Genomic DNA, 12,737 nt, shown 5'->3' with positions numbered 1-12,737 from the left:
ACCGGCGACCGGCGCCCCGCCGGAGGCAGGACGCATCACTCCCCGCGACCGGATACCCTTTGACCAGACACGCGACCCATCCCACAACAGCACACGCGGCCGAGGAGTCACCCGGATGAGCACCACCCAGAGCGAGAGGCTGCGAGAGCTGCTGGAACCGCTCGTCACCTCCCAGGGGCTGGATCTCGAAGAGATCGCCGTGGACTCCGTCGGACGCAAGCGTGTGCTGCGCGTAGTCGTGGACTCCGACACCGGAGCGGACCTGGACGCGATCGCCGATGTGAGCCGTGCGCTCTCGGCGGCGCTGGACGAGACGAACGCGATGGGCGACACGGCGTACGACCTGGAGGTCGGCACCCCGGGCGCGGAGCGCCTCCTCAGCGAGCACCGGCACTTCGTGCGCGCCACCGACCGGCTGGTGAAGTTCCAGCTGGCGGAGGGCGGCGAGCTGCTCGCCCGGATCCTGACCGTGGACGAGGAGGGCCTCGACGTCGAGGTGCCCGGGGTGAAGGGCCGCAAGGCGACCACCCGCAGACTCGGCTTCCCCGAGATCGCCAAGGCGCGCGTGCAGGTCGAGTTCAACCGCAAGGACAGCACGAAGGACATGAAGGAAGAGGAGGAGGCGTAGCCGTGGACATCGACATGAGCGCCCTGCGGGGCTTGGTCAGGGAGAAGGAGATCTCCTTCTCCCTGCTGGTCGAGGCGATCGAGTCGGCCCTCCTCATCGCCTACCACCGCACCGAGGGAAGCCGCCGACACGCGCGCGTGGAGCTCAACCGGGAGACCGGGCATGTGACCGTGTGGGCGAAGGAGGACCCCGAGGACCTCGCGGAGGGGCAGGACGCCCGCGAGTTCGACGACACCCCGTCCGGCTTCGGACGGATCGCCGCCACCACCGCCAAGCAGGTGATTCTCCAGCGGCTGCGCGACGCCGAGGACGACGCGACGCTCGGCGAGTACGCCGGCCGTGAGGGCGACATCGTCACCGGAGTGGTCCAGCAGGGCCGCGACCCGAAGAACGTGCTCGTGGACATCGGCAAGCTGGAGGCCATCCTGCCGGTCCAGGAGCAGGTGCCCGGCGAGACGTACCAGCACGGCATGCGCCTGCGGTCGTACGTCGTCCGGGTGGCCAAGGGCGTCCGCGGTCCGTCCGTGACCCTCTCCCGCACCCACCCCAACCTGGTGAAGAAGCTCTTCGCCCTGGAGGTGCCGGAGATCGCCGACGGCTCGGTGGAGATCGCCGCGATCGCCCGTGAGGCCGGTCACCGCACCAAGATCGCCGTACGGTCCACCCGTTCGGGCCTGAACGCCAAGGGCGCCTGCATCGGCCCCATGGGCGGCCGGGTGCGCAACGTGATGGGCGAGCTGAACGGCGAGAAGATCGACATCGTCGACTGGTCGGACGACCCGGCGGAGATGGTCGCCAACGCGCTGTCACCCGCTCGGGTGAGCAAGGTGGAGGTCGTGGACATGGCCGCCCGCTCCGCCCGGGTGACCGTGCCGGACTACCAGCTGTCGCTGGCGATCGGCAAGGAGGGCCAGAACGCCCGCCTCGCCGCCCGGCTCACCGGCTGGCGGATCGACATCCGGCCCGACACCGAGCAGCCCGGGGAATAGATCCAGGCCGCAGGGCGCTGAGATCACGACAACAGCCGTTCGATTTTTGCCCCAAAGGGGTGAGGTCGGTGCGGGGAGGTAGACTTAACTGTGTCTGGCCGGACGCACACCCGAGCATGCCCTGAACGCACCTGTGTGGGGTGCCGGGAGCGGGCGGCCAAAGACGATCTCCTGCGGATCGTGAAGAGCGAGGACGCCTGCGTCCCCGATCCTCGCGGTACGCTGCCCGGCCGGGGTGCTTACGTGCACCCCGCCCTGGTCTGTCTCGACCAGGCGGTACGCCGCCGGGCGTTCCCGCGGGCACTGCGCGTCCCGGGAGCGCTCGACACAAAGGCGTTGCGCCGATACGTCGAGCAGACGACAGTTGCCGAGCAGGCAACGCCGTAAGACGTGTCGCACGGAACACCGTGCGGCCTGGTACCTCGCGAGTCGAAAGCAGGTCGAGATTGCGATGAGCACTCGATGAGTACGCGATGAGTACGCCCATGAACTAGCGACGGTCCGGCTTCAACCCGGACCTCAAAGGAGCGAAGTGGCTAAGGTCCGGGTCTACGAACTCGCCAAGGAGTTCGGTGTCGAGAGCAAGGTCGTCATGGCCAAGCTCCAGGAACTCGGTGAATTCGTCCGTTCGGCGTCTTCGACCATCGAAGCGCCGGTTGTACGCAAGCTGACCGACGCCTTCCAGGGTGGCTCCGGCAAGTCCGCCGGCAAGCCCGCCCCGCGCAAGGCTTCCCCCAAGCCCGCCGCGCCCTCTCCGGCGCAGGCGGCCCGTCCGGCTGCCCCGAGGCCGGCGGCCCCCAAGCCCCCGACGGCGCCCGCCGCCCAGCAGCCGGCCGCCCCGTCGGCTCCCGCGGCGTCCACCCCGGCCCCGGGTCCGCGCCCGGTTCCGGGTCCGAAGCCCGCGCCGCGCCCGGCCCCGGCCGCCCCGGAGTTCACCGCTCCGCCGGCCGCCCCGGCCGCCCCGGCCGCGCAGACCCCGCAGGCTCCGGCCGCCCAGGGTCCGCGTCCCGGCGGTGCCCGTCCGGGTGCCCCGAAGCCCGGTGGCTCCCGTCCGGCGCCCGGCCAGGGCCAGGGTTCCCGTCCCGAGCGGGCCCCGCGCCCCGGTGGCCAGGCCCCGCGTCCGGGTGCCCGTCCGGCCGGTCCCCGTCCGGGCAACAACCCCTTCACCTCCGGCGGCAACGCCGGCATGGCCCGTCCGCAGGCCCCGCGCCCGCAGGGCGGTCCGCGTCCCGGCCCCGGCGGTCCCGGCGGCGCCCCCCGTCCGCAGGCGCCCGGCGCCCAGGGCGGCGGTCCGCGTCCGCAGGCTCCCGGCGGTCCCCGGCCGACCCCGGCCGGCATGCCCCGTCCGCAGGGCGGTCCGCGTCCCGGCCCGGCCGGTCCGCGTCCGAACCCCGGCATGATGCCGCAGCGTCCCGCTGCCGGCCCGCGTCCCGGCCCCGGCGGCGGTCGCGGCCCGGCCGGTGCCGGTCGTCCCGGCGGCGGCGGCGGTCGTCCCGGTGGCGGCGGCTTCGCCGGTCGTCCCGGTGGCGGCGGCGGTGCCCGTCCGGGCGGTGGCGGCGGCTTCGCCGGCCGTCCCGGCGGTGGCGGCGGCTTCGGCGGCGGCCCCGCTGGTGGCGGCGGTGGCCGTCCCGGCTTCGGCGGCCGTCCCGGCGGCCCCGGTGGCCGTGGTGGCACGCAGGGCGCCTTCGGCCGTCCCGGTGGCCCCGCGCGTCGTGGCCGCAAGTCGAAGCGGCAGCGTCGCCAGGAGTACGAGGCCATGCAGGCCCCGAGCGTCGGCGGCGTGATGCTGCCGCGCGGCAACGGCGAGACCATCCGTCTCTCCCGCGGCGCGTCGCTCACCGACTTCGCGGAGAAGATCAACGCCAACCCGGCGTCGCTCGTCGCGGTCATGATGAACCTCGGCGAGATGGTCACCGCGACCCAGTCCGTCTCCGACGAGACCCTCCAGCTCCTCGCCGACGAGATGAACTACACGGTTCAGATCGTCAGCCCGGAGGAGGAGGACCGCGAGCTGCTCGAGTCCTTCGACATCGAGTTCGGCGAGGACGAGGGCTCCGACGAGGACCTGGTCGTCCGTCCGCCGGTCGTGACCGTCATGGGTCACGTCGACCACGGTAAGACCCGACTGCTCGACGCGATCCGCAAGACGAACGTCATCGCGGGCGAGGCCGGCGGCATCACCCAGCACATCGGTGCCTACCAGGTGGCGACCGAGGTCAACGACGAAGAGCGCAAGATCACCTTCATCGACACCCCGGGTCACGAGGCGTTCACCGCCATGCGTGCCCGCGGTGCGAAGTCGACCGACATCGCGATCCTGGTCGTCGCGGCCAACGACGGCGTCATGCCGCAGACGGTCGAGGCGCTCAACCACGCCAAGGCGGCCGACGTGCCGATCGTGGTCGCGGTCAACAAGATCGACGTCGAGGGTGCCGACCCGACCAAGGTGCGCGGTCAGCTGACCGAGTACGGCCTGGTGGCCGAGGAGTACGGCGGCGACACGATGTTCGTCGACATCTCCGCCAAGCAGGGTCTGCACATCGACTCGCTGCTGGAGGCCGTGATCCTCACGGCCGACGCCTCGCTCGACCTGCGGGCCAACCCGAACCAGGATGCGCAGGGCATCTCGATCGAGTCCCGTCTCGACCGCGGCCGCGGTGCCGTGGCGACGGTCCTCGTCCAGCGAGGCACGCTGCGGGTCGGCGACACGATGGTCGTGGGCGACGCCTACGGCCGAGTGCGCGCCATGCTCGACGACAACGGCAACAACGTCGCCGAGGCCGGTCCGTCGACGCCGGTCCAGGTCCTGGGTCTGACCAACGTCCCGGGCGCCGGCGACAACTTCCTCGTGGTCGAGGAGGACCGTACGGCCCGCCAGATCGCGGAGAAGCGCGCCGCCCGTGAGCGCAACGCGGCCTTCGCCAAGCGCACGCGCCGCGTCTCGCTCGAGGACCTGGACAAGGTGCTCAAGGCCGGCGAGGTCCAGCAGCTGAACCTGATCATCAAGGGTGACGCTTCCGGTTCGGTCGAGGCCCTCGAGTCCTCGCTGCTCCAGCTGGACGTCGGCGAAGAGGTCGACATCCGCGTCCTGCACCGCGGTGTCGGTGCGGTCACGGAGTCCGACATCGACCTGGCCATGGGCTCCGACGCCATCGTCATCGGCTTCAACGTCCGCGCGGCCGGCCGCGCGGCGCAGATGGCCGAGCGCGAGGGCGTGGACGTCCGGTACTACTCGGTCATCTACCAGGCGATCGAGGAGATCGAGGCGGCCCTCAAGGGCATGCTCAAGCCGGAGTACGAGGAGGTCGAGCTCGGTACGGCGGAGATCCGCGAGGTCTTCAAGTCGTCCAAGCTGGGCAACATCGCCGGTGTGCTCATCCGGTCGGGCGAGGTCAAGCGCAACACCAAGGCGCGCCTCATCCGCGACGGCAAGGTGGTCGCGGAGAACCTCAACATCGAGGGCCTGCGTCGCTTCAAGGACGATGTCACCGAGATCCGCGAAGGCTACGAGGGTGGTATCAACCTCGGAAACTTCAACGACATCAAGGTCGACGACGTCATCGCGACGTACGAGATGCGGGAGAAGCCGCGGGCCTGATCGGCCGACGGTTTCGTGCTGGCCGGCGGGACAGGGTTCCGTCGGCCAGCGCGCCGTTTCCGCCCACTTGCCCGTCCCGGCCGGCTGCTCAGCCGGCCGAGACGGGTGGTTCCCGCCCACTCGCCCGCCCTGGTGCGGCTTTCCGGCCGACCGGGTCGGGGTGGGTGGGCGAGGCCGGGGCGCGGGGGCGAAGGCCCCCTGACGGGGTCCGGGGCGCCGCCCCGGGCCGCGGCCGCGGCCCACGGCGCCGAAACCCTGTCGAGCCACCGGCAGGTACGCGGTACGGTTCTTGATGTCCCCGGCCATACGGATTCGGGGCCATCGATCCCGTACCGGCGGGTGAACCGGTCACACACATGTACGTGGGGACTCTGTCCTTCGACCTCCTCCTCGGCGACGTCCACTCGCTGAAGGAGAAGCGCTCCGTCGTCCGCCCGATCGTCGCCGAACTCCAGCGGAAGTACGCGGTGAGCGCGGCCGAGGTGGACCACATGGACCTCCATCGGCGAGCGATCATCGGCCTCGCCATGGTCTCCGGCGACGCGGCGCACCTCACCGACGTGCTGGACCGGTGCGAACGGCTGGTCGCCGCCCGCCCCGAGGTGGAGCTGCTGTCCGTACGACGGCGCTTCCACGGCGACGACGACTGACCACAGAACGCAAGCAAGAAGAAAGAACGGGAGACGGACCAGTGGCCGACAACGCGCGGGCGAAAAGGCTGGCGGACCTCATCCGGGAGGTGGTGGCCCAGAAGCTGCAACGCGGGATCAAGGACCCGCGGCTCGGCTCGCACGTCACCATCACGGACACCCGGGTCACGGGTGACCTGCGGGAGGCGACCGTCTTCTACACGGTCTACGGCGACGAGGAGGAGCGGAAGGCCGCCGCCGCGGGCCTGGAGAGCGCCAAGGGCATCCTGCGCTCCGAGGTGGGCCGGGCGGCCGGGGTGAAGTTCACGCCGACGCTGACCTTCGTGGCGGACGCCCTGCCGGACACCGCCCGGACCATCGAGGACCTCCTCGACAAGGCCCGGCAGTCCGACGAGAAGGTGCGCGAGGCGGCCACGGGCGCCTCGTACGCCGGCGGTGCGGACCCCTACAGGAAGCCGGCCGACGAGGACACCGACACGGACGGCGACGCCGCGGAATGACCCAGAAGCACACCACGCCCGACGGCCTCGTCATCGTCGACAAGCCGTCGGGCTTCACTTCGCACGACGTGGTCGCCAAGATGCGCGGGATCGCGAGAACCCGCCGCGTCGGCCACGCCGGCACCCTCGACCCGATGGCGACCGGCGTCCTGGTCCTGGGCGTCGAGCGCGCCACCAAGCTCCTCGGGCACCTCGCGCTCACCGAGAAGGAGTACCTGGGCACCATCCGCCTGGGCCAGAACACCGTCACCGACGACGCCGAGGGCGAGGTCACCTCGTCCACGGACGCCTCCAAGGTGACCCGGGACGCCATCGACGCCGGCATCGCCAAGCTCACCGGCGACATCATGCAGGTGCCGTCCAAGGTCAGCGCCATCAAGATCGACGGCGTGCGGTCGTACAAGCGGGCCCGCGAGGGCGAGGACTTCGAGATCCCCGCCCGGCCGGTGACCATCTCGTCTTTCACGGTGTACGACGTCCGGGACGCCGTCGCCGAGGACGGCACCCCGGTCCTGGACGTGATCGTGTCCGTCGTCTGCTCCTCCGGCACCTACATCCGCGCCCTCGCCCGTGACCTGGGCGCCGGCCTGGGCGTGGGCGGTCACCTCACCGCGCTGCGCCGGACCCGCGTCGGGCCGTACAAGCTGGACGCGGCGAAGACGCTGGACCAGCTCCAGAAGGAGCTGACCGTGATGCCGATCGCCGACGCCGCCACCGCGGCGTTCCCGCGGTGGCAGGTCGACGCCAGGCGGTCCCGGCTGCTGCTGAACGGCGTCCGCCTGGAGATGCCCGACGAGTACGCGGGCGCCGGCCCGGTGGCCGTGTTCGACTCCGAGGGCCGCTTCCTCGCCCTCGTCGAGGAGCACCGGGGCAAGGCGAAGAGCCTGGCCGTCTTCGGCTGAGCCCGCGCGGTCAGCGTTCGCGGCTGCCATCGGCCGTCTGCCGTCTGTTTTTTGCTGCTTGCCATTGGCCGTCCGCCGCTTGCCTCTGCCGTGGGCGCTCCGGTGGGGCGGTGGCCGGACAGTCCTCTGCCGTGGAGCGGCGGCCGGCCACGTTGCCGGGCCGCTGCCGCCGCTCCACGATCCCCCCTCGGTTCCCCCACCCCTAGGGTTATCCAGCAGCCCCCCGCTATTCACCCGACCGGGCAGGCGCTCGGAGTGAACCGGGGGAGCGGAAGGGGGCGCTTTCCCCGCGCGATCTGTCCAGCCGATCATCACGCGCCTACCGTCGGAGACAGGGCACGGGGACGGGCGGGGAGGTACGGCCATGGTGGGACGGGGCCCGCGCGCCGGAGGCGGGCGCCGGGAGTACGGGGGCGAGCCGCGTGCGCACGGCGAGCGTACGTACGGCGCACCGGGACCTGAGGAGGGTGCGCGTGAGGCCACCGGTCCGGGCGCCGGCTCGGCCGCGGGTGTCGGCCGTGCCGAAGCCGCCCTCGTCCGCATCCGGGACCTGGCCGGCCGCCCCCGCGGTCTCGGCTTCCTCGCCGATCACCAGGGCACGCTGCTGACCAGCCACGAGACCGTCGACGGCCTGCCCCGGCTGGTGCTGCACGCCGCCGGGGACCGCACGTGCGTGGTGGACGCGCACGACGTCACCCCGCTGCCCGCCCTGGACCTCGCCCTGGTGCGCACCGACGGCCTGGGGGTGGAGCCGCTGCCGCTGACCGTGCGGGAGCGGATCGACGCCGGCACCTACGTCCAGGTCGTCGCCGGCTGCTGGCGGGAGGCGCGGGTACTGGCCGCCACCCAGGTGACGTACACCGCCACGGACCGCTTCCACCTGCTGGACGACGCCCTGGAGCTGGCCATCGGCACGGCCGGCCGGGACGCGCTCCGGCTCGGGGGCGGCGCGGCCGGCGGACCGGTGCTGGACGCCGGCACCGGCGCCGTCGTCGGCGTCCTGGGCACCGCCCTGCACACCGCCCAGCGCGACGCCGGCTTCGCGGTGCCGGTGCGGGCCGCCGACGGCGCGCTCGCGGACCTGCTCGCCCGCAACGCGGCCACGGTGCCGTCCTACGGCGCCGATCTCAACCCGGCCGGGCTCCTCCAGCTGACCACCACCTCGGTGGGCCAGGACGGCCCCCCGGGCGTCCTGACCGGCCACCCGGACGTGGTCGAACCGGTGGCGCGCGGCGAGGTGGCCCGGGAGCTGGCCGCCTTCACGGACGGCGACCGGTCCGTGCTCGGACTCGTCGGCGCCCCGGGCAGCGGCCGTACGACGGAACTCGCGGCGCTCGCCGCCCGGCGGGCCCGGGACGAGCGGCCCGCCCCCACGCTGTGGCTGCGCGGCGCCGATCTGTCGGACGCCGACGGCTCGGTGGCCGACGCCGCCCGCCGCACCCTCGCCCGTGCCGCCCGCATCGTCGCCGCCGCCCGCTCCGCCGACCCCGCCGACCTCGGTGACGTCACCCCGGAACACCTGGCCCGCGTCGCCGCCCGGGCCGGACGCCCGCTGCTGCTCCTCCTCGACGGCCCCGAGGAGATGCCCCCCGTCCTCGCCCACCGCCTTCCCCGCTGGACCCGGGGCACGGCGGACTGGCTGCGCGAGACCGGCGCCCGCCTGGTGGTGGCCTGCCGCGAGGAACACTGGGAGAGGGCGGGGTCCGCCTTCCCGGCGGAGTCGCTCCACGTCCCGGACAGCGCTCAGCCCCAAGGAGCCTCGGCCGGTGCCGGTGCCGGCGCCGTAGCCGAGGGAGCCCCTGCCCTGCGCTGTTCGGCCGCCCCCGCCGCCCCCGCGGCCCTGGCCGGCAGTGCCGAGCCGCCGCGCCTCCCGGTCACCCAGGCAGCACCGCCCCAGCCCCCGCTCGCTGCCGGCACATCGGCGACTGGCGTGTCACTGTCCGGCGAGTCGGTCGACGGGGCCGCCCGGACGTACCCCCCGCTCGCTGCCGGCACATCGGCGACTGGCGTGTCACTGTCCGGCGAGTCGGTCGACGGGGCCGCCCGGACGCAGTCCCCGCTCGCCGCCGGCACACCGGGCACCGGCGCGGCGCGCTCCGGCGGGCCCGTCGACGACTCCGCCCGGCCCGGCGAGGCGCTCTGGAGCCCCGCCGAGCCCCTGCCCCCCTGTGTGAGGATCGGGGACCTCACCGACGACGAGGGACGGCGGGCCCGGGCCCGGTACGGGATCGCGGACGGTGCCGTGGCCGAGCGGGACGCCCGGCATCCGCTCACCCTCCGGCTGCTGTCCGAGGTCCGGGCGGCCGTCCCCGACGCCCCGGCCGCCGGGCCGGTGGACCGGCACGACGTGTTCGCCGCCTACCTGGACCTGATGTGCCTGCGCGTCGCGGTCCGCCTCGCAGCCGCCGGCGGCCTGCGCGGTACGGCCGTACGCCGGCTCGCGGCACGCGTGGCGGGGCAGGTGCACGCCGCCGCCCGGCGCAGCCTGGGACCGGGACAGGGCGAGCTGGACCGGGAGTCGTTCGAGGCACTGTTTCCCTGGGGCCCCGCACCGGCCCGGCTCGGCGGCGGTACCGGCTGGGCCTCCGCCGTACTCACCGAGGGCCTCCTCGTGCCGGCCGGCGGCGGCTACCGCTTCGCCCACGAGGAACTGGCCGACTGGATCCAGGGCATGCACCTGGACCTGGACGAGGCCCTGCGCGCCCTGGTCCACCGCACCGGCGTGCCGCGCGGGCCGCGCCCCGTCCCGGTGCCGCACCACCGCGTCGGTCCCGTCGTACAGTCCCTGCTGCTCCTCGCCCGCCAGCACGGCCCCCGCCGACTCGCGGGCAGGCTCGCCGAGTTGCTCGACGCCCTGGAGGACGACCCCGGCTCCTGGTGGGCCGCCCGGCTGCTCGCCCGGACCCTGTCCCAGGTCCCGGACGCGGCGCCGTACACCGAGGTGCTGCGCCTGCTCGCCGACCGCATCGTGGCCTGGCGCCGCGCCCGGCGCCCCGTACCGGCAGAGTTCGGCCCCGCCTTCTGGACCGCGCTGCCGATCTCCGACGCCGAGCGCCTGGACCTGCTGCGCCGGCTCGTGCTGGCGGACCCGGCGCCGCCCGCGGCCGGGGACCGTTACCTGGACGCCGTCGCCGCCCTGCTCGCCGCCGCCCCCGGCGTCGTACAGCCCCTGCTCGCGCACTGGTTCGCCGACGAGCGGCCGCTGCCCGCGACCCCGCACGCCACCGTGGCCACCGCCGCGCAGGCGCTGCTGCACACGCACCGGCACGGCGCCCTGGACGACCTCGCCGAGATGCTGGTCGCCTGCGCGCACCGGCGCGCCGACGAACTGCTCGGCGTCCTCGCGGAGGAGGAGCCGTCCGCCGTCTGCCGGGCCGTCGACCGCTGGGCGCACGACGAGCGCCCCGCCCGCCGGGTCGCCGCCGTGGCCTTCGGGCTGCGCGCGGTACCGCACGTCCGTGCCGAAGCCGACCGCGCACTGCTGCGCCACGCCGCGCTCACCCTGCTCGCCCGCCCCGCCGACTGCACGCTGCACGGCGGCGCCCTGGCCCTGCTGGTCCGCGACCCGGACACCCGCGACCGGCACCTGCCCGCGGCCCTGCGCCGGTTCGTCGACGGCGACCCCGGGTTCCCGCCGGACGCCCTGGTCCCGGCCCTGGCCACGCACCCGGATCCGGTGCTGGAGGCGTTCCGGGACCGACTGCGGGGCCCCGAAGCGGGCGGCCCGGGGACCGGCGCGGCCCTGCGCAGCCTCGCCGACGTCACCACCCCGGCCCTCGCCGGCCGGGTCGCCGCCCTCGTCCAGGAGGCGGTACGGCTGCGCCCGGAGACCGCCGGGCACGTCGCCGGGTACGTCGACCGCCGCCTGGAACAGGGCCCCACCGCCCGTTCGGTTCTGCTGCCCCTGGTCACCGGCCTGCTCGACGGCGGCCCCGAGCAGGTCCGGGCCGCCCTCGCCACCGTCCTCGCCGCCGCCGGCACCCCCGCCTCCCGCCCGCTCCGCCGCGAGCTGCTGGAGTTCCTGCTCACCCGGGAGCGGGAACCGTCCGTCCTGGACGCCGTCCTGCACGCGGCGGCCGGAGGCGGCGGTGGCCGGGAGGAGGACGAGGTCCGCGGTCTCGTCCACCGCACCGGCATGCTCCTCGTCCGCACGCCCGAGGGCGCCACCCGCTTCGACCGCGGCCTGGTCGACCTCGGCCGGCACGTGCCCGGATTCGCCGCCCGCATGGCCCGCTGGCTCGCCGACACCCCGGACGACTGGGCCGCCGTGGTCGGCCCCAGCACCCGGCGCATGATCGAGAACCTGGCGGGTGTCCGCGTACCGGCCTGAGCGGGCGCCGGGTGTGCGCGCACGCGGCCCGGCCCGGTACGGGGAACGTGCGCCCCGTCACAGGCCCCATGCCGATGCCGGCCCGGAGCACCCGGCATGGCACCCTTAGACCTGCACCACGAGGTCAAGGCAGGACACGGACAAGGGTTCGAGGAGCGGTCACAGTGCAGCGCTGGCGTGGCTTGGAGGACATTCCCGAGGACTGGGGGCGCAGCGTCGTCACCATCGGTTCCTACGACGGCGTCCACCGCGGCCACCAGCTGATCATCGCGCACGCCGTCGACCGCGCCCGTGAACTGGGCGTACCGGCCGTCGTCGTCACCTTCGACCCGCACCCCAGCGAGGTCGTCCGTCCCGGCAGCCACCCGCCGCTGCTGGCCCCGCACCACCGCCGTGCCGAACTGATGGCCGAGCTGGGCGTGGACGCGGTCCTGATCCTGCCGTTCACCACCGAGTTCTCTCGGCTCTCGCCCGCCGACTTCGTGGTGAAGGTCCTGGTGGACAAGCTGCACGCCAAGGCGGTCGTGGAGGGCCCCAACTTCCGCTTCGGCCACAAGGCGGCCGGGGATGTCGAGTTCCTCGGGGAGCAGGGCAAGATCTACGACTTCGAGGTCGAGGTCGTCGACCTGTACGTCACCGGCGAGGCGGGTGGCGGCGAGCCGTTCTCCTCCACCCTGACCCGCCGCCTGGTCGCCGAGGGCGACCTCGCGGGCGCCCGCGAGATCCTCGGCCGCCCCCACCGCGTGGAGGGTGTGGTCGTGCGCGGCGCCCAGCGCGGCCGGGAACTGGGCTTCCCGACGGCGAACGTCGAGACGCTCCCGCACACCGCCATTCCGGCCGACGGCGTCTACGCCGGCTACCTGCACGCCCAGGGCGAGGCCATGCCGGCCGCCATCTCCGTGGGCACCAACCCGCAGTTCGACGGCACCGAGCGCACGGTGGAGGCGTACGCCATCGACCGCGTCGGCCTCGACCTGTACGGCCTGCACGTCGCCGTCGACTTCCTCGCGTTCGTGCGCGGTCAGGCGAAGTTCGAGTCGCTGGAAGGTCTGCTGGAGCAGATGGCCGCGGATGTGAAGCGCTGCCGGGAGATCGTGGCGGCGGAGCAGTAGTCGTTCGAGCGGTAGTCGTTCGAGCGGT

At 73.9% G+C, this 12,737-nt stretch carries 9 protein-coding genes; all 9 read left to right on the top strand.

The features are described from left to right. The first annotated feature begins 115 nt into the window (after window positions 1-115). The 9 genes from rimP to ABZ576_RS13745 all read left to right on the top strand — a co-directional run bounded on the left by rimP (window position 116) and on the right by ABZ576_RS13745 (window position 12,709). The gene (gene rimP / locus ABZ576_RS13785; RefSeq protein WP_360739646.1) at window positions 116-628 is read left to right on the top strand and encodes a ribosome maturation factor RimP; all 513 of its coding nucleotides are present in this window, start codon (window positions 116-118) and stop codon (window positions 626-628) included. A 2-nt stretch (window positions 629-630) separates the two neighbouring features. Next, complete coding sequence (nusA, locus tag ABZ576_RS13780) at window positions 631-1,617, top strand: transcription termination factor NusA (protein WP_360739645.1); 987 nt, start codon at window positions 631-633, stop codon at window positions 1,615-1,617. 90 nt (window positions 1,618-1,707) lie between these two features. Continuing rightward, window positions 1,708-2,004 carry a YlxR family protein gene (locus tag ABZ576_RS13775; protein WP_360739643.1) on the top strand — a complete coding sequence of 99 codons (297 nt, stop codon included), beginning with the start codon at window positions 1,708-1,710 and terminating at the stop codon, window positions 2,002-2,004. 145 nt (window positions 2,005-2,149) lie between these two features. Beyond that, the gene (infB, locus tag ABZ576_RS13770; RefSeq protein WP_360739641.1) at window positions 2,150-5,215 is read left to right on the top strand and encodes a translation initiation factor IF-2; all 3,066 of its coding nucleotides are present in this window, start codon (window positions 2,150-2,152) and stop codon (window positions 5,213-5,215) included. Window positions 5,216-5,571: 356 nt separating this feature from the next. Next, window positions 5,572-5,865 carry a DUF503 domain-containing protein gene (locus ABZ576_RS13765; protein ID WP_360739639.1) on the top strand — a complete coding sequence of 98 codons (294 nt, stop codon included), beginning with the start codon at window positions 5,572-5,574 and terminating at the stop codon, window positions 5,863-5,865. Between the two features lie 41 nt (window positions 5,866-5,906). Next, window positions 5,907-6,365 carry a 30S ribosome-binding factor RbfA gene (gene rbfA / locus ABZ576_RS13760; RefSeq protein ID WP_360739637.1) on the top strand — a complete coding sequence of 153 codons (459 nt, stop codon included), beginning with the start codon at window positions 5,907-5,909 and terminating at the stop codon, window positions 6,363-6,365. Then, window positions 6,362-7,267, top strand: coding sequence for a tRNA pseudouridine(55) synthase TruB (gene truB / locus ABZ576_RS13755; RefSeq protein ID WP_360739635.1), 906 nt, complete (start codon window positions 6,362-6,364; stop codon window positions 7,265-7,267). Before rbfA ends, truB begins: the two co-directional genes overlap by 4 nt. Before the next feature lie 364 nt (window positions 7,268-7,631). Continuing rightward, on the top strand, window positions 7,632-11,597 hold the full coding sequence (locus tag ABZ576_RS13750) for a trypsin-like peptidase domain-containing protein (protein WP_360739634.1): 3,966 nt from the start codon (window positions 7,632-7,634) through the stop codon (window positions 11,595-11,597). A gap of 164 nt (window positions 11,598-11,761) precedes the next feature. After that, the gene (locus tag ABZ576_RS13745) at window positions 11,762-12,709 is read left to right on the top strand and encodes a bifunctional riboflavin kinase/FAD synthetase (protein WP_360739632.1); all 948 of its coding nucleotides are present in this window, start codon (window positions 11,762-11,764) and stop codon (window positions 12,707-12,709) included. Window positions 12,710-12,737: the final 28 nt, after the last annotated feature.

This window comes from Streptomyces sp. NPDC013455, assembly GCF_040632975.1.
Classification (GTDB): Bacteria; Actinomycetota; Actinomycetes; order Streptomycetales; family Streptomycetaceae; genus Streptomyces.
Note: the sequence above shows the minus strand (reverse complement) of the source record. Positions and strands in the feature narration are given on the sequence as shown.

What these genes read in the sequence shown, in the direction of transcription:
- rimP (WP_360739646.1), top strand. Translation starts at nt 116, where the DNA reads ATGAGCACCACCCAGAGCGAGAGGCTGCGAGAGCTGCTGGAACCGCTC.
- ABZ576_RS13765 (WP_360739639.1), top strand. Translation starts at nt 5,572, where the DNA reads ATGTACGTGGGGACTCTGTCCTTCGACCTCCTCCTCGGCGACGTCCAC.
- truB (WP_360739635.1), top strand. Translation starts at nt 6,362, where the DNA reads ATGACCCAGAAGCACACCACGCCCGACGGCCTCGTCATCGTCGACAAG.
- ABZ576_RS13750 (WP_360739634.1), top strand. Translation starts at nt 7,632, where the DNA reads ATGGTGGGACGGGGCCCGCGCGCCGGAGGCGGGCGCCGGGAGTACGGG.